This is a genomic window from Halomonas sp. 72 (assembly GCF_052379785.1).
Lineage (GTDB): Bacteria > Pseudomonadota > Gammaproteobacteria > Pseudomonadales > Halomonadaceae > Vreelandella > Vreelandella citrativorans.
In genome coordinates this window covers 1-19,983 of the sequence record NZ_JBQSYY010000001.1, presented here as the reverse complement: position 1 = coordinate 19,983, position 19,983 = coordinate 1, and the positions used below count along the sequence as shown (strand labels likewise).

The window sequence follows — 19,983 nt, the reverse complement described above, 5'->3', positions numbered from 1 at the left end:
GGCTTGCAGCGGTGATCTCGCTTACGCTCTACACCACGCTGGGTTGCCATCTGTGCGCCCAGCTGGAAGGCCTGCTGGCAGCGCTTGCCAATCAACCGGTGGCGCTGCAACGCATTGAAATCAGTGATTGTCCGGAGTTACTAGCGCGCTATGGCGAGCTTATTCCGGTTGTGGCGGATAGCCAGGGGCATGAGCTGATACGCGGTTTTGAGGTAGAGCGCTTAAGTGCTTGGTTGCGTCAGCGCGGCTGGCTAAGTGAGCACGCGCTAACACGCCTGATGCAACCTGATGAAGCGCCGCCAAAAGGGCGTTATGTTCGCAACGGGCGGCGTTTTCTGGGTGAGTGATGACTTACTGGGGCACTTAAAGCAGGTCAAGCAGCGAAAGCTGGCGCATCGCTTCCTGGCCTTCTGGAGTATGGTCATCAACGTCCAGTACTTTATGAAACCCGCGTGACTTTTGAATGGTCGTCTCATCTTCCAGCCACATCTGAGCCTGCTCAAGCGTGTCGGCCAGTTGATGTTTTAAGCCGCCAAACTGCGTGCCGATTTGCCCCCAGGCGCGACTAAAAATCCAGTCGCCAAACATATCCTGGTGAATATGAACCAGCACATAGTCGTGGTCGGTTTCCCACCTTACGATCACAAGCTTACTCCCACGGTTGTTCTTGACACTGGCTTACCCATTAGGCACTCCTTGTCCTGAATACTCTTTTCCAATTTGATGCGGCGGACGGTATTGTAAAGCGCGTTATCGCAAACGCCTATCTTTGCTTATGAAGCGTTTTTCTGTGGAGAGGCTTGCCTGTCCTGCGGACTAAAAGGATCACGTTGTGAAGCTGACTGTAGATGCCAATATACCCGCCGCCGAACGCTGCTTTGGTGATTTTGGCTCAATCACCCATCTGCCAGGGCGTGAAATAAGCGCGGCGCACGTCAAGGACGCGGATGCGCTGATTGTGCGCTCCATCACCCAGGTCACTGCCGCGCTATTGGCAGACAGCGCTGTACGCTTTGTCGGTACCTGTACGATTGGCACCGACCATATTGATCATGCCGCCCTGGCCGAGCGCGGTATTACCTTTGCAAGCGCGCCTGGTTGCAACGCTGAAGCGGTGGTGGACTATGTGCTCAGCAGCTTGCTAACGCTGGCTGAGCGCGATGGCTGGTCGCTGCTCTCAAAAACGGTTGGCATTGTGGGCGTCGGCAATGTAGGCAGCCGCTTGCTTGCCCGCCTTAATGCGCTGGGCGTCAACACACTTGCCTGTGACCCACCCAGAGCAGAGCAGGAGGGCGAGCAGGGCTTTGAGCCGCTGGATACGCTGATCGATCGTTGCGATATTCTCTGCCTGCACACGCCGCTGGTGTCAGAGGGGCCGCACGCCACCTATCAGCTGCTGAATGCTCAGCGCGTCAATGAATTAGCGCCTGGCACGGTATTGCTAAACGCCGGGCGGGGCGACTGTGTTGATGGGTTAGCGCTGCGTGGTCGGTTAGCGGGGAAAGGCGATATTACCGCCGTGCTGGACGTGTGGGAGAGCGAGCCGGACATTGACGCAGGGCTGCGCGACCTGGTGGCACTTGCCACGCCGCATATTGCCGGGCATAGCCTGGACGGCAAGCTGCGCGGTACCTGGATGATTCAGCAGGCGTTAGCCAGCCATCTTGGTGCTCCCCGCCATGATGCGTTTGTCGATATCTGCCCGCTGCCAGCATTGGCGTCATTGCATTTGCAGGATGCACTGCCGGTCGAGGATGCACTGCGTGTGTGCATGCGTGCGGTGTATGACGTACGCCGAGACCACGATAGCCTGCAGCGCCAAGCGCTTTTGCAGGGTATCAAGCAGGGCTTTGATGCCTGCCGAGCCAATTATCCACTGCGCCGTGAATTTGCCACGCTGAACGTGCAGTTATCAGGCAGTGCGGTTGATCTTGAAGCGCCGTTGAGTGCCGCGGGATTTCACGTCTCACGGTTATTCTAACGCGTAAAAAGAACAGGCCCGCTAAGCGGGCCTGTTGCGACTAAATACGTTGCGGATGTTGTTTATTGACGGTAAGCGGCTTCTTTTAGTGCACGAATACGGTCATCCAGCGGCGGGTGGCTGGCAAAAAGTTGTTCTACCAGCGAGCGTGTTTGGCCTTTGGTAATCGCCATGGCGCGTAGGGTGTCGGGCATTTGGTCCGGCATTTCTGTTTCCGCTTTCAAGCGGGCCAGGGCATTCACCATGGAGCCTGTCCCTGCTAACCGAGCACCGGCCTCATCGGCACGGTATTCACGATAGCGAGAGAACCAGGCAACGATAGCCGACGCCACAATCCCGAACACAATTTCTGCGACAATCACGACCGCGAAGTAACCCATAAAGCCCAGGCCACCTTCGCCGCCGCTGCGGCTTTTAAGAAAGCCATCCACCAACTGCGCCACCATACGGGCAAAGAACATCACAAAGGTGTTCACTACGCCCTGAATCAGCGCCAGCGTGACCATGTCGCCATTGGCGACGTGGCCAATTTCGTGGGCAAGCACTGCGCGCACTTCGTCGGGGCGCATCCGGTTTAACAGCCCGGCGGAAACCGCCACCAAAGCGTCATCTTTATTCCAGCCGGTGGCAAACGCGTTTGACTGCTGGGCGGGGAAGATGCCCACCTCCGGCGTCTTAATGCCGGCCTCACGGGCAAGCTCAGCCACGGTATCGACAAGCCATTGCTCGGTGGCATTGGAAGGCGACTCAATAATTACCGTGCCGGTACTGCGTTTCGCCATCCACTTGGAAATAAACAGCGAGATCAGCGAGCCGACCATGCCGAAGATAAAGCAGAAAATCAGCAGGCTGGTAAAGTTGATTCCTTGGCTGCGTAAATAACCCTCAACGCCAAACAGGCGCAGTGTAATACTGGCGACAAGCAGTACCGCCAGGTTGGTGGCTAAAAACAGCACAATTCGCATCATGGTGCAGGTTCTCCCTAAGAGGACGGTAAAGCGTTACTAGAATGCTTGCTTAGATACGTACACTTCGTGGCAGTTTCAAGTCACAGCGCACGTTATTGACGGTAGCGGGACAAGAAATTACCGAACCTGTCCAGGGCGTCGCCCAGTTGATCCGCCCAGGGCAGTGTCACAATGCGCACATGATCAGGTTCTGGCCAGTTAAACGCCGTGCCTTGAACCAGTAGAATTTTCTCTTGAAGGAGCAAATCAAGAACCAGCTTCTGGTCATCTTGAACATTGAAGACCTTGGGGTCCAAACGAGGAAACGCATAGAGCGCGCCCTTGGGCGTGACACAGGAAACGCCAGGAATCGCGTTGAGCTTTTCCACCGTGATGTCGCGCTGAGCCAGTAAACGGCCACCTGGCAGGATCAGGTCATTGATCGACTGATAGCCACCCAGTGCGGTCTGAATGGCGTGCTGGGCAGGCACGTTGGCACACAGACGCATGGAGGCCAGCATGGTCAGTCCCTGGATAAAATCCTTGGCGCGCTGTTTGGCAATCGTGCCAGAAATCGTCATCCAGCCGGAGCGAAAGCCCGCACAGCGGTAGCTTTTCGACAGCCCGTTCATGGTAATCACTAGCTGGTCATCGTCGGCCAGAGCGCCGGTCGCGGTATGTTCTACGCCGTCATACAGGATCTTGTCGTAGATCTCGTCAGAGAACACCACCAGATTGTGCTCTTTGGCCACGGCCAATACGTCGCGTACCACGGCCGGCGGATAAACCGCACCGGTCGGGTTGTTGGGGTTGATCAGCACGATCGCGCGGGTACGGCTGGTGATCTTGGCGCGGATATCGGCAATGTCCGGCGTCCAGTCGGCCTGCTCATCGCACCTATAGTGCACGCCGTGGCCGCCGGAAAGATGCGCCGCTGCCGTCCATAGTGGATAGTCGGGGGCAGGGATCAGCACTTCGTCGCCGTCGTTTAATAGTGCCTGCATGCACATTACAATCAGTTCGGACACGCCGTTGCCGATGTAAATATCTTCGATGCCAACGCCTGGAATTTTCTTGCGCTGGCACTCCTGCATAATCGCCTTACGCGCCGAGTAGAGGCCTTTGGAATCACAGTAGCCTTGTGCCGTGGGCAGGTTGCGCATCACATCCTGCAAAATCTCTTCTGGTGCTTCAAACCCAAAGGGCGCCGGGTTGCCAATATTCAGCTTTAAAATCCGCTGGCCTTCATCCTCAAGCCGCTTGGCATGATCAAGGACCGGGCCACGGATGTCGTAGCAGACGTTATTGAGCTTGTGAGATTTTTTGAGTTCAGCAGATGACGGCTCGGCGTTTTGTGAGTCCGTATCCTGAAGCTCAGTAGGCGTTTGAAGCTGAGAGGTTTCCATGAGTGATTTATCCAAAAGTGTCCAAAGGCCGTGCGGCGGCGCCGGTCGGTTCATCCATTATGCGTCGGAAAGTGGCTGATTGTCTTCGTCGTTTTGCACAATGGGCGGCGGAATATCGTCCGGTGTTTCCAGCGTTAAACGGCCAAGCTTGCCGTCACGCAGTTCGTGTAGCAGTACTTCGGCGCCACGGTGTAAATCTACCTCGCCACCTGCGCGCAGGCCGCCCCGTTTACCGGCAATTTCTTTCAGGATGGCATAGCCATCAAACCCGGCGATTGCCAGAAAATCAGGCTTCTTCGGACCGTCAGCGTCCACGTCATTATCGACCGGCACTTCATACGTGGGCAATGCTTTGAGTTTGTAACGTGTGGTCAACTCGTCCGGGTAGCGCTTGGCAAGCTCGGCGCTGGTAACAATACCCACGTCGGTATACTCAATGGCGGTATCGCGAATAGCGCCGCTGGCCGCCAGCCGATAGGCGCTGGCCTGGTCTTCAATCTTGGGCCACAGCACGCCAGGCGTGTCGATCAGTGCCACGCGGCCATCAATACGCACTTTCTGCTGGCGCTTGGTGACCGCCGGTTCGTTACCGGTTTTGGCAATTTTACGCCCGGCCAGGCCGTTAATCAGGGTGGATTTACCCACGTTGGGAATCCCCATCACCATCACTCGAACGTCGCGGTCAGCACGTACGTCACCCGCTAATTCGTGGCAAAGTTTGGGAATCTTTTTTAACTCACGCGTATTGGTCGTGGTGATCGCGAGTGCCCGGGTATCGTCTTGGGCATCGAAAAAGGCCACCCATTCCGCGGTGCGCTCTGGGTCTGCCAGGTCCGCCCGGGAGAGTATTTTCAATACTGGCTTATGGCGGGTCAGCTCGGCCAGCATCGGGTTGGCGCTAGAGTAGGGCAGACGTGCGTCGAGTACTTCAATGACCACGTCAATTTCCGGCAGCGCATCCTTTATCTGGCGGCGGGCCTTGTTCATATGTCCGGGGAACCAGCCGAGCATGAGTTTCTCCTACAAGCACAAAAAACGGGCATAAAAAAAGCGAGCAACCATTCTACCAGATGGTGCTCGCCTTGCTGCGATTCGTTAAAGGGGTTAGAGGTAGCGTTTACTCGTCAGGATGAAACTCTAGCGACACTGAGTTAATGCAGTAACGCAACCCTGTGGATGCCGGCGGCCCGTCAGGAAACACATGCCCCAGGTGGGCATCACAGTGGGAGCACACTACTTCTGTGCGCACCATGCCGTGCGTGGTATCGCTATGCTCTTCAACGCAGTTTCTGCCAAGCGGCCTGTCGAAGCTGGGCCAGCCACAACCCGCATCAAATTTGTGCTCGTTTTCAAACAGCGGTGCATGGCAACAAATGCAGTGGTAAATGCCTTGAGCATCGCTTACCTGGTAGTCACCTGTAAAAGGACGTTCGGTGCCTTTCTCGCGTGCAACCCGGTACTGCTCAGGCGTCAGCTGTTCGCGCCACTGTTCGGGGGATTTTTTGATTTTGGCCATTTTAGTGTCTCCTTGCCCTCTGTGACTTGCAGGCTATCGTACTCTTTTCAATTAAGACAGCGTAGTTAAGAAAGCTAATACTTACCCGAGTTCAGAAGGCGAATAGGGTGTAGCCACCCGCTTGAGTAGGCGTTAAGTAGTAGCAATGAAAGAGATTGGCGTATAGATAGAAAGCAGAGCGATATCATAGGGCTTGACAGAAATGCGTGCTCTGAGTAATATACGCGCCACCTCGACGAGGCAATGAAACGTCCCATTCGTCTAGTGGTCCAGGACACCGCCCTTTCACGGCGGTAACAGGGGTTCGAACCCCCTATGGGACGCCAATTACATCGTTAAGGTATCGGAGTGCGGGAATAGCTCAGTGGTAGAGCATCGCCTTGCCAAGGCGAGGGTCGAGAGTTCGAATCTCTTTTCCCGCTCCAATTTGGTCGTGTGGTTAAGCAAGTGCAGGTCGAGAGCTGGAACGCCAGCCCGGTCGAATCTCTTTTCCCGCTCCAAAACGTCCCATTCGTCTAGTGGTCTAGGACACCGCCCTTTCACGGCGGTAACAGGGGTTCGAACCCCCTATGGGACGCCAATCCGATGGCGAGAAATTGATTAAGCGGGAATAGCTCAGTGGTAGAGCATCGCCTTGCCAAGGCGAGGGTCGAGAGTTCGAATCTCTTTTCCCGCTCCAATCAATAAAATAGATGTTTATACGTCCCATTCGTCTAGTGGCCTAGGACACCGCCCTTTCACGGCGGTAACAGGGGTTCGAACCCCCTATGGGACGCCATCTAGTAAGTGCATGTTTACGTTGCGGGAATAGCTCAGTGGTAGAGCATCGCCTTGCCAAGGCGAGGGTCGAGAGTTCGAATCTCTTTTCCCGCTCCATGTAAACAGTCTCATTTCGTTATCCTTCCTGTTTTACCTTTCCTTCTTGTTATACATATTGCTATCTATCTACTGCTCTTGTTGGCGGCGTTTTGCTGTGCGTGTGTTTTAGAGGCGCGTTTTGAGTGGTGGCTTACGCCCAGACAGTGCTGCCTGAGCGTAAGTCGGTAATGCCGAGTGCTTAACTGAGGGTGAAGTGATTTACCACGCTGCTAAGCGACTGTGAGCGCTGTTTCAGGTCGTGGGCGGAGTTAGCAGTTTGCTGAACCATAGTGGCGTTATCCTGGGTTGACTGGTCAAGCTGTGCGATGGCCACGTTGATCTGTTCAATCCCCTGGGTTTGCTCATGCGTCGCGGCTGTAATGTCGGCGAACAGGTCATTGATGCGTTGGATCTGTTGGTCAATCTGCTGCATCCGCTCTTTAGCGGTCGTCACCAGTGAGGCGCCGTTATCCACCTGTGCATTAGAGGCGTTAATCAACGTTTTGATCTCGTGAGCGGCGGTTGCCGAACGGTTAGCCAACTGGCGTACTTCACTGGCTACCACGGCAAAACCTCGACCATGCTCACCCGCGCGGGCAGCTTCAACCGACGCATTAAGGGCCAAAATGTTGGTCTGGAAAGCAATGCTGTCAATCAGGGTAACAATGTCGGAAATTCTGGCGGCTTCAGCGCTAATTTCCTGCATGGAGGTAACGGCCTGGCCAATGGCTTGTTGGCCAAACTGAGAGGTTTCGCCTGCGTTGCGTACAAGCTCCTTGGCTTGTTCCACGTTTTCGGCATTTTGGCGCACCGTCGCGGTCACTTCTTCCATGCTGGCAGAGGTTTGCTGAAGGGCGGCTGCCTGCTGCTCGGTGCGTGATGAAAGCTCCTGATTGCCTGCGGCAATATCGCCAGAGTCATTGTCTACCGCGGCGCTGGTGGCGTGAATTTCTTGCATCGTTGCATGCAGCTTGTCACGCATTTGCTGAATATCGTAAAGCAGGCTGTTGGTATCGTTAGCGCCCAGGCGAACCCTTGCCGTTAAGTCGCCTTGGGCAATACGTGCTACTACCTCTGCCGCGTAGTCAGGCTCGCCACCCAAACGGCGCAGAATCAACGAGATCATGCCCCAAAAGGCTAGCGTTACCAGTATGCCGCCCACCAGGCCGACTAAAATGGTTTTGGTCAATTGGGCCATAATGGTTTGGCTGATATCGCCCATAAAAATACCGCTGGCAACATACACATCCCACGGGGCGTAGGCTTCGGTGTAAGTATGCACCAGGGGCATTTTGTCGTTGCCGCGGGCGAAGTTAGAGTAGTACTCGGAAAAGCCGTAGCCTGACTCGCGGGCGCTTTCCCGGATCAACGGAAAGATCAGCGTGCCCTTGGGGTCAGTCACCTGGGATAAATCCTGCCCCGTCGGACGTTTGGGGTGGGCAAGCATCTTCAGGTCGCCGCTGAGTGCAAACAGGTAGTTATCATCGACGCCAAAGCGCACGTCACGAATGGCTTCAAACGCCTGGGTTTTGGCTTCATCAAGCGAGAGCTCACCCCGCTTGGCTCGTTCATCAAAATGCTCAAGGGTAGAAATGGCAATGTCTACGGCGGTAACCATGCGCTGCTCACGCTCGTGATAGAGCAGCGTTCGGCTTTGCAGCGCATTCACCGTAATCATGATGGCGAGTATCAGCCATAAAACGGCTACGCCAATCAGCCGTTGGCGGCGCAGAGGAAGCGCTGCCAGGCCGCGTCGGGCGGCGGACGTTGAATGCTCGGTAGTAGCGCCTGGTTGGGCAAAGGTAACAGGGGGCTGGGCGATCATGGTGCTCACTATGGCTTTTTCTCGTTTATAAAATACGTGTTCCCTTGAGTGCCGTGCTATTAAAAGCGAAAGGGCACGCGGATAATACTAAAGTATTAGCCTGCGTGTCGTGCGCGACAAAACGCCGCGAATACTAATTAAAGTGGATGGATTGTTAGCGGTTTAACGAGATAGCCATAGGCGCCATGTTACGCTGGCTTGAAAAAACGACCGAATGCCCCGATATCGTTGCTTCGGACGTATTTTTTGTGCCCCTATTTTTTTGCTGACAGGACATCTTTATGGCCGAACCGGCATTGTCTATCCGTGGCCTTACCAAGGTGTACGGCAACGGCTTTCACGCGTTAAAAGGAATTGATCTCGACGTCCAGCAGGGCGATTTTTTTGCCTTGCTGGGTCCCAACGGCGCGGGTAAATCCACCACCCTGGGTGTGGTGTGTTCATTGGTGCAGAAGTCAGAAGGCAAGGTGTCGATTTTTGGTATCGACATCGACAAGGACTTCGCCAAGGCCAAGTACCAGCTGGGCGTGGTTCCTCAGGAATTCAACTTCAACCAGTTCGAGAAGGTGCTTGATATCGTGCTGGCGCAAGCAGGCTATTACGGCATGACGCGCCGTGAAGCGCTGCCGCGTGCCGAGCAGCTGCTGCGCGACCTGGGCCTGTGGGACAAGCGCAATGGCAACGCTCGCATGCTTTCTGGTGGTATGAAGCGCCGCTTGATGATTGCCCGGGCGCTGATGCACCGGCCCAAACTACTGATTCTGGATGAGCCCACCGCGGGCGTGGATATTGAACTGCGCCGCAGCATGTGGGAATACATGCGCCGCATTAATCAGGATGAAGGCACCACGATCATTCTAACCACCCACTATCTGGAAGAAGCCGAAAGCCTGTGCCGTAATATCGCCATCATCAATCACGGTGAAATTGTCCGTAACACCAGCGTGCGCGAGCTATTGGCCGAGCTGAATACCGAAACCTTCCTGCTGGATCTCGCCGAGCCTGTCACGGCGCCGCCGGTGATCGAAGGGTTTGAGATCAAGCAGATCGAACCGACGCAACTCTCGTTGGTGATTCATCGCGGGCAGCAGTTAAACGATGTGTTCAGTGTATTAAGCGAGCAGGGCATGCAGGTGGTTTCCATGCGCAACAGCGCTAACCGGTTGGAAGAGATGTTTGTGTCAATGGTAGAGGCGGGCAATACAGCCATCGATCAGCGCGCCGAACCCAACAAGGAGACGCAGGCATGAATGCAACACAAACGCTCGTTGCGCTATGGACGCTCGTACTTAAAGAGATCAAACGCTTTACGCGTATCTGGCCGCAAACGCTGCTGCCGCCTTCGATCACCATGGCGATGTACTTCATCATCTTTGGCAACCTGATCGGCTCGCGCATAGGGGATATGGATGGCTTCTCCTACATGGACTTTATCGTCCCCGGCCTGATCATGATGTCGGTCATCACCAACAGCTACTCGAACGTGGCTTCCAGCTTCTTCTCGAACAAGTTTCAGCGTTCGGTAGAAGAGCTAATGGTATCGCCCATGCCCAACTGGGTGATTCTATCCGGGTTTATCCTCGGCGGCATGGCGCGCGGTTTGGGCGTGGGCCTGATCGTTACTATTGTGTCGCTATTTTTCACGCGCTTAACCATCGAGCACCCGCTTTTAACCATCCTGGTGGTGGTGCTAACCTCGGCGCTGTTCTCCATCGGCGGCTTTATCAATGCCCTGCTGGCCAACAAGTTTGATGATATCTCCATTGTGCCGACCTTTATTTTGACGCCGCTGACCTACCTGGGTGGGGTGTTTTACTCCATTTCCATGCTGCCCAATTTCTGGCAGGGCGTGTCAATGCTCAACCCGATTCTGTATATGGTGAACGTCTTCCGCTATGGGTTTTTGGGCGTGTCGGACATTCCCGTTGGCTGGGCGCTGGCGGCTATTTTGGGGTTTATCGTAGTGCTGTTTTTTGCGGCACTGGCCATGCTGGAGCGTGGCAAAGGCATTCGTAGTTAACCGTACGACCGTTTTTATCAAGAGAGCGTTACCCTATGGCACACCGCCCCGATACCTTAGAGCACGCGCCCTTGGGGCGCGAATCCGCCTACCCTGAGCAGTACGATGCCGGGTTGCTGTTCCCCATCCCTCGCGCCGCCAACCGCGCGCCGCTGGGGATTGAAGAGGGCAAGCTGCCCTTTGTGGGTGAAGATGAGTGGCACGCATTTGAGGTTTCCTGGCTGAATGCCCGTGGCAAACCCATCGTGGCTGTGGCCCGCTTTCGGCTGCCTGCTGAGTCGCCCAGCCTGATCGAATCCAAATCCTGGAAGCTCTACCTCAACAGCTTTAACCAGACCCGTATGGAAAGCCGCGAGGAAGTGATTGAAACGTTGCACCGTGACCTAAGCGCGGCAGCTGGTGCACCGGTCAGTGTGGAGCTACTCGGTGTAGAAGATGCTGAGCTTGCCCCACAGCCGCTCCCCGGCGACTGCCTGGACGACCTGGATATCGAAGTAAGTGATTACACGCCCAGCGCCGCCCATTTGGCGGTAAGCGATGAGGTTGTAGAAGAGACGCTGCACTCGCATTTGCTTAAATCCAACTGCCCGGTGACCGGCCAGCCCGACTGGGGCAGCGTGATGATTCGCTACAAAGGCCCGAAGCTGGATCGCGAAGGGTTACTGCGTTACCTGATCGGCTATCGTCAGCATCAGGATTTTCACGAGCACTGTGTTGAGCACATCTTCACCGACCTGATGCAGCACGCCCAACCTACCGAGCTTCTGGTGCTGGCGCGCTACGTGCGCCGTGGCGGGTTGGATATCAGCCCCTGGCGCGCCACGCCGGGCCTTGCGCCGCCAAGCCCGCTGCGTCTGGCAAGACAGTAAGCGACTGCGCTACAGTAGTGCCTAACTGATTGATAGGATGAAACCAAATGGATGGACTCACGCTGCTTCACAGCCGTAGCTCAATGGGCAAGCTGGTTGAGCCTGCGCCCACTGCCGAACAGATGGATGCGATTTACCAGGCGGCCCTGCGCGCCCCTGACCACAAAGAGCTGCGCCCCTGGCGGTTTATTGAGTTCACTGGGGAAGGGCGTACGCGCCTGGGTGAGCTGTTTGCCGAAGCCGAGTTCCAGGAAGACCCCAGTGCCGATGACGACACGCTAAATTCAGCGCGCAAAAAACCGCTGCGCGCGCCGATGATTATCGCCGTGATCGCCAAGGTAACGCCGGACCTGCCCAAAGTGCCCAAAATGGAGCAGGTAATTTCCGCAGGCTGCGCCGCCCATGGCATTTTGCTAGCCGCGCACGCGCAAGGGCTAGGCGCCATGTGGCGTAGCGGCAAGTACGCTTTTGACCCCGTGGTGCGCAAAGGGCTTTCCCTGGAAGAAGATGACGAAGTCGTCGCGTTTATCTACCTGGGACACCTGGGCGGGCGCCACAAGCCTTTGCCTGCGCATAACGTGGCCGACTTCGTAGAGCGCTGGGCGTAAGGAGACCAACCGCCATGCGCAAACCCGGTGTGCCTCACCCACGCTTACCGCTGCCCGAAGGCCAGGAAGACCTGGCCGCCTTTCAAAAGTGGTTAAGCGATGCAATCCCCATGGTTGGCGCCCTGGGGATTGAAGAGATGTCGCTGCACAATCAATCGCTCACTTGGCGGCTCGCCCTGGCGCCTAACCTGAATGATAAAGGCACCGGCTTTGGTGGCGCGCTAAGTGCGCAAACCACACTGCAAGGCTGGTGCTGGGTAACGCTATGGCTACGCAAGCAGGGCATGGCGCGTGATGTAGTGGTTGCTGAAGCCACGCAGCGCTTTCTGGCCCCGGTAACCGGCGACTATCGCCTGATATGTACGCCAGCAGAGCCTGATGGCGTTGAGAAGCTCACCAATAAGTTGGCCGAGCGCGGAAAAGGCCGCATTGCGCTCACCCAACAGCTTTACTGTGGCGATGCGCTCTGCCTGGAAGCCCACAGCAACTATGCGGTGTTATCGAGCAGCGATACCTGAAGGCAAGCCACTGATTCTGAAAAAGGCTTGCTATTTGGCCGCTTAAACCATAGTATATGCGCCGTTCTGTCGCGAAAGGCACAGCCTAAGTGATTGAACCAAAATGTGGAGGGGTGTCCGAGTGGTCGAAGGAGCACGCCTGGAAAGTGTGTAAGTCGAAAGGCTTCGAGGGTTCGAATCCCTCCCCCTCCGCCACAGAATATAGAAAAAGCCCGCTGAGCAATCAGCGGGCTTTTTTGTGCTTGGGATTTGGCAGCCCAGACTTCCTGCCTTTGCCTACCTTGGTCTTGTTTTCGTCAATACGAAGGTGACAAGGCTTGCTGGCTTCGTTACTGTTAACTTAAGAATCATGAGCTACCGATATGAGTCTGATAGCGACCCAGTGCGGTCATCCCGGCAAATGCTGCTGGCAAGTTCATACGTATTATGCAGCTGGTAAAATGATTGGCAGCTATACTGCAGAAGTTAACTTAGCCTCAAGGGGGCAAGAGGTTAGAGCATGGATGTCGCGCTGGAATACATTCTTGAACGTGCTGGCACGTTCCTCTCGTATCACAGCATTCCAACTAGTCACTGTTACACGTATAAATGGAGTCTAAGCATTGAAGCTATACGAGAACGTAATTATTGGAAATTTTTTGTACGGTTTGGGGCACTCTATTGGCAGTGCTACTAAAGAAAAGCGACAACTATCTGTCATAAATTTGTTGCAGCAAACTCCAGCAGATAACGAACTTGGGGATATGCTGTTGGAGTTTCCTGGGGTGGTAAGGCTAATTGAGTTTAAGAATCGAGACAGCTCACTCGCTAAGGAAAAAAAAAGATGTGAGCAGCTCAGTATACAGATTGGTGATAGTGAAGAACTACAAAAAATATCTAGGGAAATTCATTGGTATGTTGAAACCAAGCCATTTGAAGAGTTATGCCTTAACAATATCACCCCATATTTAGATGCCTTTTCTGGCAATGAATCTACTCATACGATTGAATCGTTTATCGCAAATATCACTCGCTCAGTAATAGATCCTGAAAATAAAATTCCGTCCTCCAATCTTGAAGCATATCTTGCACTCGTATCTACATGTCAAGGCGATGGAGACGTGGGTACGGGTGGCTTGATTGTGTCAGTAGGTAAAGAGGGAGTGAGGTACCTGCAGTTTACAGATATAATGCAGTTAAGGTTGCAGCATAAAGACTACGTCTTACAAGTTAAAAAAGAGTACGACTCAATTATGAGAAGGCTTCCATCAAAAGAAAAGAAATTAGATAAGGGATATTCTATGGGGAGTGGTAGATAAATGGAAAAGTTCCACTGTCTTGTAGATTCTTCTTTTAATCTTTTAAAAGCCAGCGAAAGAAACCAGTCAGAACTTCAAGGCGCAATCCAAAAAATTGAAAATAGCTCAAAAAATTTAAATAGAACTTCACAAGATATCGAGAGTCGGGTTGCTAGAGCTATGAATAACGCTAGTCATGATTCAGCTGAATATATTGCCCAAAAAGTACTTTCAAGCTTGAACGAGGTGGAAAAAAAGGCAGCTAATGCGTCGACTAGGTTTGAAAAAGCAGCAAAGTTTTCGATTCTAAAAATTGGTGCAATGTTCTTCACTTTCTTCTTATTGGCCGGTGCGCTACTTTGGTTTGCGTTTATAAAAAACATACCGACAATTGATGAAATCAATCGACTAAGAAATGAGAAAGGTATTTTGTTGGATGAATTAGCTTCATTGAAACAGTATGGGGTTGTTGCCAGCTGTGACGGGGAGCCGTGTATACAAGTTGACCTTTCTACTTGGTACGGTGATGAAGAAATTCCTTTCTATAAAATTATTCGTAAGCAATAAACGTGTAACAAAACATTGCAGCGGACAAGCCGCTGAATACGGCGTTAATCAGAACCTCCTTAAAGACAGTTCCTGGCCGACACAAGAATTAACGTGCATAGGTGCTATCGTCCCTTAGCGGATGTTCAATGAAACCGTAATTTGCGGGGGCTTTTAGCCAAAAATGCGCGTTTTTTTGGTGAGGGTTGCATTATGAGTGCGTACATTTATTGAAAAGTATGATGTGAATTTCGGTAAAACAATGGTTTATAAGAAGGCGTTGTATGTTTATGCACCATCTTGAAAAATGATCATAAAGTTAACACGCATGCGCATTTTTCTAACGAGCCTTACGAGGAAAAAATAGCATTTACCCCTTTTTTATAAGTAAATTAGTTGCTTTTGGCAAGGTGGGGCTTCCCAGAAAAACGCGCATGCTCATGAATCAAACTGTTATGTGCACATACAAATGCTCCGCCAAGTGGAGTTGATACAACTAAAGGAGAGGAAAATGAGCAAATGCCACTGGGTAGTAGAGCAGCCATCTGGAGACCATGTCCTAATGAAGGATGGGGAGGAGTGTGGGAGAATTCCTGAGGGGGAGAACACCAGAATGGACGAGGGTATGCCAGGAGCCTCATTCACAACATTAAAGGAGCTTCGGGAGGTGCTGGAAAAGGAATGCGGATGTAAAGATATCGGCGATGATAGCGAAGTGCTCAAGTAGACATGCAGGCGCATTAGGGAAGAACGTTTCTTCATTGGGCACCAGCACATAACAAGTCGCTCAAGTTCGTTCCGCGCTTCGCGCTCCACCGGACACGCTACCGCCGCGCCGCTTAGCTTAGACGTTAAAATACCAAGGAGTCTGAATGCAGGAAGTATATGAAAGGGTTTTCGTAACGGGTGCGACATCCTGCTTGTCTGGCTCTGATAGCGTAGCGGTCGTTCACGCATGCAAAAGCCCATGTCACCAGCGGGCTGTTGGATACACGGGCAAGCTTCCGAATTCTCATCCAAACTACTTGGTCTTTGAGCAAGGTTCAGATCTGTATCTCAACATAATTGATCCACCGGTTCCGTTGTTTATGCCAGCACTATTCTCCAGCTTTTTGGATTTCGCAATGAAGCACTGGGATGACGGAAAAAAGTTGGTTATTCACTGCAACCAAGGTCAGTCTCGTGCCCCATCTCTAGCCTTGTTGTTCCTTGCCCGGGCTCTTTCCGTTATCGATGATAGTTCATATAGCTCTGCGCGTGATGAGTTTCAAAAGCTCTATCCCAGGTACCAGCCTGGCACAGGGATTCAAGCCTATTTCACTCAGAATTGGGCTAAGCTTGGTCAGGATTTTTAACAAGGCGCAGCAGTTCGCGGCCGGTGGCCGCCGGACGTCCCTTACGAGCCGCCGCAGTGCTTCGCGTTAACCATAAGATCGAGGATAGTGCATGGCCGAATGCTATATGTGCGAAAAGGAAGGAACTACTGTAGAGCATGTGCCTCCCAAATGCGTATTTCCTGAAAAAAAAGACCTACCGGAAGGGTGGAATCTGAGATCTCAACTTATAACTGTTCCTGCTTGTGACGAGCACAATACAAAGAAATCAAAATATGACGAGTACATTCTTTATGTTCTTGTAATGAACTTGCCTGCCAATGAAGTCGGTGGCAACCATTTTCAAACAAAGCTTATACGTGCCATCGAGAGAAATCCAAACCTTATAAAACAATTTCTGAGCACTCATCAGAGAGTCACCATCCAAGACACAGAAACTGGCGAATGGCAAAATACTATTGCTATAGAGATTGATCGGCATCGGTTTGATGGTGCAATTGATATGATGTCGAGAGCATTGCACTATGAGCACTTCTCTGAAAAGTGGCTTGGCAAAGTATCAATCCAGCCGGATTTTTTGTTGTCTCTAGATCCAGAAACTGCCAGAGACACTAATGAACCGATAGAGCAGTTAGCTAAAGCGGCTGATCAAATATTTGAGAACCAGCCATACTTCGGTGAAAACAAGGAAGTCTTCAAATATCAAGTGATAAACGGAAATGATCAATGCGAGAAAATAATGAGGCTGAGTTTCTATAGCAATTGTAAAGTCACAGTGTTTTTTGGTCTAAATGGTTAACAAGGCCAAGCATTGCGATGGCTTCTTCGTTGCGGCTTCGCCTCCACTACAAAGCCGCGTGTGTTAACGGCGTTACATGCCCAGTCCATATAGGAGTCGAATTGGAAATCTATAACGTGAAATCAGAAGAAAGTGATGCTAAGTATTTTCTTTCCTACATCAATGACGTTTTGATTCCGTCGTCTGAAGAGTTTTTTGGCTTGTTGGATGACAACAAGGTTTTGCTGCACCACGCTTTTTCTTTTAATGCCATCTTGGCTCACGCAATTGACTATATGGTCTTCATTGCCAACAAAGTAACCCAAGCGAATAGAAAAGATTTTATATCCCAATTTGATAATAGATACCATGTAGATGGATGTGACCACATAAATAACAAGTTCAAATTGCTTGATGCAATCAATAACTTGTTCAAGCATGTGGAATTAGAACAAAAGAGATACTCTGACCTGATTGAAATATATGGAGATCTTACTTTCCACAGTCTAGCACCGAGTGAGGGAAAAATATTTTTCAAATCCTCAACGTATAAATTTGATTATTGCAGGGTTGTAATGCGACCAATTGCTGCAATCTTTAATTGCGGCCTAAAAACCGTCAATGATGTAGATGACTTTATTAATGGTAGGATATGTGGCAGTACAGGGTATGGACATTTTGATTACGATTATCAACCGCACGATGCTATTGATCGAATGATTGACGGGTGCAATTCCGAGTGCATGGATTGTGGTGAAGGCGAGAATGACTGCGATTGCCCAAACTTCATATATGGAGCTAGTCGAGGTGAATTCTCTTCTAATACAGATCCAAACTTTGTTTTAGACGATGTGATGTCAAATATCAGTGGCACTCGTGAATAGTGTAAGTGAAAGTGCATGTAACAAATCAATCAACTTCGCGCCTTCGGCGCCGGACGCGCTAAAGCGCGCCGGTTATTAAGCGTTATACGCAAGGACTATGACTAGCTCACTCAAAGACAAGCTGCTAAACCTAACTAGTGCTCGATATAAGCATCTTCTACTCGCAATGAGCACATTCAAAGAAAGCGAAGATGCTCTAGGTACGTTGCTGCGAGTACATTTAACAACCGAAGGAATACTAGAAGAGCTAATTAGGCTCGTATTTGAAGAAAAATCAGAACCGATTCTTTCTCTAGACCTGAGATACCACCAAAAACTAGAGCTTGTATCGAAACTGGAGATAGAAAAGGACTGGAGCTTGATGCCGGACTATATTGTTGGCTCCCTTAGAAAGCTAAACAAGCTGCGAAACCAACTAGCACATAGCCTTGACGCCTCAATCACTAACGATCAAGTCATAGAGCTATTCATGGGGATCGAGCAGGTTTATGACGACATGAACATTGCCAGCATCAACACAATCCTTAAAAGGTACGCTTTTTTTATACTTGGAAGCATGCTGCTGAAATTTGAAGAAATCGACGACGATGCAGAGTAAGGCGTATAACAAATGGTTAAAATCGCTCACTTCGTTCGCTGGGGCGGGTTTTAGCCCGTCCCTTAACCAAACGTTAATCAGAGATGTCTAAAAGACCGCTTTTGGCCGAAACCAGAAAATTAAAGTATCTACTCAGTACAATAATAAAATTGTTGGCCGGTAGGCTGTCTCTTCTAATCTCCCATAACCTACAGAAATGCCGCTATAACAAAAAACCGGCCATACGCAGTGACCGGTAAATTTACTATGGCTGGATTAAAACGATTCAATCATTTTCAGGCGATGTAGTCTGCGCCTCGGTTTCTTCCTCGGGATCTTCTTCAACTTGCTTAACTCGAGGTGCCGGAGCCACCCAGGCTTTTAGGTATTGGCCTGCATAGCGGTAGAAATCGGGCACTACCTTTTCAAGGTGTTCGATGAACACGCGATTACCCGAGAATTTTGCGCCTAGATCTATCGAGGTAAATACTTCGAATGCGACAGGTTGAGCGTCGGTATTTTCTACATCCAAAATATTGGGGTTTTTCCTCACTTCTTCTAAAGGCTTGTCCGTTGCCAAAGCCTGACCTTTGCGCATCGCTTTTATGCTAATGGCTGGGCTCTTTTCGTTACTGGGTAATTGCCGGGTGAGCCAGTTAATTTTTGCTGACGTGCTTTTTCTATCTTTAGGCGCGTCAAGCCGCATGCTGCAAGTAATCGATTTACGCGTAAGATCGACAGTTACTGTAAGGTCTGATGCAGCGTTGGGTATATCAATGGTGCTTATTAGAAGGTGCTCAGATGCCAGCCTTTCACAATCATCCGCTAGTCGTTGCTTTGGATCATTTCGGTGGGCTCGTGGGAGCTTAACCGCTACCTTTTCTCCGACCAAAGGCCACATTTGAAGGCACAGCTCACGTTGTTCCTGATGCCAGCTACCAACGGTTTTTAGTACTTCTTCAGAGTTTTTATTAAGCTTCGTATTGTTAAAAGCGCTCTGTACCACCGTCTTCCATTCAGAGTTCATGCTGGTAAAACCAGCTTTACCACTTCCTGGATCTTCTAGATATTTAACTACTTCGTGCAGAATGAACCGCTGGTCCTGACTTTCTATTTTGTCCTGCGCTAGAAGCAGTTGGGCCATGGTCACGATGTAGGTCCACGACCAATGGAAAATTTCAACCGAGCGTAAGTGCTTCTTGGGAATGGTCACTGGGTGGTGAGTTGGAAAGGCGACAAACTGATTGGTAATGGTGATGACAGCATCAATGCCGTGTTCCTTGGCTTGTTTGATATATTTTAATAGCTGGTCTTCTCCAACAGTCTCGCTGCCTACCTTGGCTTCAACCAAAGCATGCCACTTCGTTCGGCCAGTATTAAGAACGATAAGCCCATCAGGTCGGTCATCAGGGCTCTTTTTTTGGTTTATCGGGGTTTCGTTTTTGAAGACTACTTCGGTCCAAGCCTCAAGCTTTGTGCGTTCTCCAACGCGTTTGTTGATCGATTGAAGCATCGTTTTGCGAAATTCATATACCGACATTAGCGCTGCCAAGAGTATAGAAGTTGCGCGCTCCTCTTTTTTGCTGTCAGCCAGAGTAGGGATTAACCGGGCATATTTTCCCTGTGATGTGTATTCAGGACGGGTTTCGCTCATATGGATTCCATGATTATTTTTAAAATAGTTAATCCACAAAAGCGAATTCTAATTTGAATGTCAATGAAATGGTTAAGGTAATGGAAAATTAAAATTATTTGTAAGATAAAGCTTACAAATAATGTAAGAGCTTATGTTAATTGAGAGATGGTTGTTTTACCTCTTGGTTGATTATTTGGTCTTTGAAGTATGTTTTTGTTTTTATTTATTTTTATGACAAAAGCTTTGCTCGTAAGGCCATCACAAATGCGCCAATACACATGTAAGAGCTTCTCCAGGAGCTTTTAATGCACCTTGGCGCAATCCGCCCATACCCCCTACCTTGTTGTAAAGACAAGGGGAACGATTATGCTCAATAATCTCGCCAACAAGCTGGGCCTTCGGA

At 51.1% G+C, this 19,983-nt stretch carries 21 protein-coding genes and 7 tRNA genes; 21 read left to right on the top strand and 7 right to left on the bottom strand.

The window, feature by feature from the left end; genetic code table 11:
* Positions 1-11: 11 nt before the first annotated feature.
* Complete coding sequence (locus tag ACT3T6_RS00140; RefSeq protein ID WP_193054847.1) at positions 12-347, top strand: glutaredoxin family protein; 336 nt, start codon at positions 12-14, stop codon at positions 345-347.
* A gap of 16 nt (positions 348-363) precedes the next feature.
* Here ACT3T6_RS00140 and ACT3T6_RS00135 read toward each other — a convergent pair whose 3' ends face one another.
* On the bottom strand, positions 364-645 hold the full coding sequence (locus ACT3T6_RS00135) for a hypothetical protein (RefSeq protein ID WP_018916661.1): 282 nt from the start codon (positions 643-645) through the stop codon (positions 364-366).
* Between the two features lie 187 nt (positions 646-832).
* Between ACT3T6_RS00135 and pdxB the strand changes: the two genes are divergently transcribed.
* Positions 833-1,981, top strand: coding sequence for a 4-phosphoerythronate dehydrogenase PdxB (gene pdxB / locus ACT3T6_RS00130; protein WP_193054848.1), 1,149 nt, complete (start codon positions 833-835; stop codon positions 1,979-1,981).
* Between the two features lie 62 nt (positions 1,982-2,043).
* Here the strand turns inward: pdxB and htpX are convergent, their stop codons facing one another.
* The 4 genes from htpX to msrB form a co-directional block, all read right to left on the bottom strand.
* A complete protein-coding gene (gene htpX, locus ACT3T6_RS00125) occupies positions 2,044-2,949 on the bottom strand; it encodes a protease HtpX (RefSeq protein ID WP_193054849.1) in 906 nt (301 codons plus the stop codon).
* A gap of 92 nt (positions 2,950-3,041) precedes the next feature.
* The gene (locus ACT3T6_RS00120) at positions 3,042-4,334 is read right to left on the bottom strand and encodes a pyridoxal phosphate-dependent aminotransferase (protein WP_226912240.1); all 1,293 of its coding nucleotides are present in this window, start codon (positions 4,332-4,334) and stop codon (positions 3,042-3,044) included.
* A gap of 57 nt (positions 4,335-4,391) precedes the next feature.
* Positions 4,392-5,345, bottom strand: coding sequence for a ribosome biogenesis GTPase YlqF (gene ylqF, locus ACT3T6_RS00115; protein WP_193054850.1), 954 nt, complete (start codon positions 5,343-5,345; stop codon positions 4,392-4,394).
* 106 nt (positions 5,346-5,451) lie between these two features.
* The gene (msrB, locus tag ACT3T6_RS00110) at positions 5,452-5,850 is read right to left on the bottom strand and encodes a peptide-methionine (R)-S-oxide reductase MsrB (RefSeq protein WP_172117166.1); all 399 of its coding nucleotides are present in this window, start codon (positions 5,848-5,850) and stop codon (positions 5,452-5,454) included.
* A gap of 250 nt (positions 5,851-6,100) precedes the next feature.
* Here msrB and ACT3T6_RS00105 point away from each other — a divergent pair.
* The 6 genes from ACT3T6_RS00105 (at position 6,101) to ACT3T6_RS00080 (ending at position 6,726) form a co-directional block, all read left to right on the top strand.
* Positions 6,101-6,176: transfer RNA gene (locus ACT3T6_RS00105), tRNA-Glu, on the top strand.
* Positions 6,177-6,200: 24 nt separating this feature from the next.
* A tRNA-Gly gene (locus tag ACT3T6_RS00100) sits at positions 6,201-6,275 on the top strand.
* Positions 6,276-6,354: 79 nt separating this feature from the next.
* Positions 6,355-6,430, top strand: a tRNA-Glu gene (locus tag ACT3T6_RS00095).
* 24 nt (positions 6,431-6,454) lie between these two features.
* Positions 6,455-6,529: transfer RNA gene (locus ACT3T6_RS00090), tRNA-Gly, on the top strand.
* Between the two features lie 23 nt (positions 6,530-6,552).
* Positions 6,553-6,628: transfer RNA gene (locus ACT3T6_RS00085), tRNA-Glu, on the top strand.
* 23 nt (positions 6,629-6,651) lie between these two features.
* Positions 6,652-6,726: transfer RNA gene (locus ACT3T6_RS00080), tRNA-Gly, on the top strand.
* A gap of 181 nt (positions 6,727-6,907) precedes the next feature.
* Here ACT3T6_RS00080 and ACT3T6_RS00075 read toward each other — a convergent pair.
* Positions 6,908-8,533 (bottom strand): methyl-accepting chemotaxis protein, encoded by a 1,626-nt coding sequence (locus ACT3T6_RS00075; RefSeq protein WP_193054871.1) that lies wholly within the window; start codon positions 8,531-8,533, stop codon positions 6,908-6,910.
* Between the two features lie 281 nt (positions 8,534-8,814).
* Between ACT3T6_RS00075 and ACT3T6_RS00070 the strand changes: the two genes are divergently transcribed.
* The 13 genes from ACT3T6_RS00070 (at position 8,815) to ACT3T6_RS00010 (ending at position 17,965) form a co-directional block, all read left to right on the top strand.
* A complete protein-coding gene (locus ACT3T6_RS00070; RefSeq protein ID WP_193054851.1) occupies positions 8,815-9,783 on the top strand; it encodes an ABC transporter ATP-binding protein in 969 nt (322 codons plus the stop codon).
* Complete coding sequence (locus tag ACT3T6_RS00065; protein WP_172117164.1) at positions 9,780-10,553, top strand: ABC transporter permease; 774 nt, start codon at positions 9,780-9,782, stop codon at positions 10,551-10,553. The genes ACT3T6_RS00070 and ACT3T6_RS00065 overlap by 4 nt, the downstream gene beginning before the upstream one ends.
* A 35-nt stretch (positions 10,554-10,588) precedes the next feature.
* Positions 10,589-11,422, top strand: coding sequence for an NADPH-dependent 7-cyano-7-deazaguanine reductase QueF (gene queF, locus ACT3T6_RS00060; RefSeq protein ID WP_193054852.1), 834 nt, complete (start codon positions 10,589-10,591; stop codon positions 11,420-11,422).
* Between the two features lie 47 nt (positions 11,423-11,469).
* The gene (locus ACT3T6_RS00055) at positions 11,470-12,030 is read left to right on the top strand and encodes a nitroreductase family protein (protein ID WP_193054853.1); all 561 of its coding nucleotides are present in this window, start codon (positions 11,470-11,472) and stop codon (positions 12,028-12,030) included.
* A gap of 14 nt (positions 12,031-12,044) precedes the next feature.
* Positions 12,045-12,548: a YiiD C-terminal domain-containing protein gene (locus tag ACT3T6_RS00050; protein ID WP_193054854.1), complete on the top strand. Its 504-nt coding sequence runs from the start codon at positions 12,045-12,047 to the stop codon at positions 12,546-12,548.
* Between the two features lie 107 nt (positions 12,549-12,655).
* A tRNA-Ser gene (locus ACT3T6_RS00045) sits at positions 12,656-12,743 on the top strand.
* Positions 12,744-13,150: 407 nt separating this feature from the next.
* Entirely contained in the window at positions 13,151-13,846 is a 696-nt protein-coding gene (locus ACT3T6_RS00040) for a hypothetical protein (protein ID WP_193054855.1), read from the top strand.
* Positions 13,847-14,392: a hypothetical protein gene (locus ACT3T6_RS00035; RefSeq protein ID WP_193054856.1), complete on the top strand. Its 546-nt coding sequence runs from the start codon at positions 13,847-13,849 to the stop codon at positions 14,390-14,392.
* Between the two features lie 490 nt (positions 14,393-14,882).
* Complete coding sequence (locus ACT3T6_RS00030) at positions 14,883-15,098, top strand: hypothetical protein (protein WP_193054857.1); 216 nt, start codon at positions 14,883-14,885, stop codon at positions 15,096-15,098.
* Positions 15,099-15,243: 145 nt separating this feature from the next.
* Entirely contained in the window at positions 15,244-15,726 is a 483-nt protein-coding gene (locus tag ACT3T6_RS00025; RefSeq protein ID WP_193054858.1) for a hypothetical protein, read from the top strand.
* A 91-nt stretch (positions 15,727-15,817) separates the two neighbouring features.
* Positions 15,818-16,504, top strand: coding sequence for a hypothetical protein (locus tag ACT3T6_RS00020; RefSeq protein WP_193054859.1), 687 nt, complete (start codon positions 15,818-15,820; stop codon positions 16,502-16,504).
* A 101-nt stretch (positions 16,505-16,605) separates the two neighbouring features.
* Positions 16,606-17,367, top strand: coding sequence for a hypothetical protein (locus ACT3T6_RS00015; RefSeq protein ID WP_193054860.1), 762 nt, complete (start codon positions 16,606-16,608; stop codon positions 17,365-17,367).
* Between the two features lie 166 nt (positions 17,368-17,533).
* Complete coding sequence (locus ACT3T6_RS00010; protein ID WP_328515364.1) at positions 17,534-17,965, top strand: HEPN domain-containing protein; 432 nt, start codon at positions 17,534-17,536, stop codon at positions 17,963-17,965.
* Positions 17,966-18,230: 265 nt separating this feature from the next.
* Here ACT3T6_RS00010 and ACT3T6_RS00005 read toward each other — a convergent pair whose 3' ends face one another.
* Complete coding sequence (locus ACT3T6_RS00005) at positions 18,231-19,598, bottom strand: hypothetical protein (protein ID WP_193054862.1); 1,368 nt, start codon at positions 19,596-19,598, stop codon at positions 18,231-18,233.
* Between the last annotated feature and the right edge of the window lie 385 nt (positions 19,599-19,983).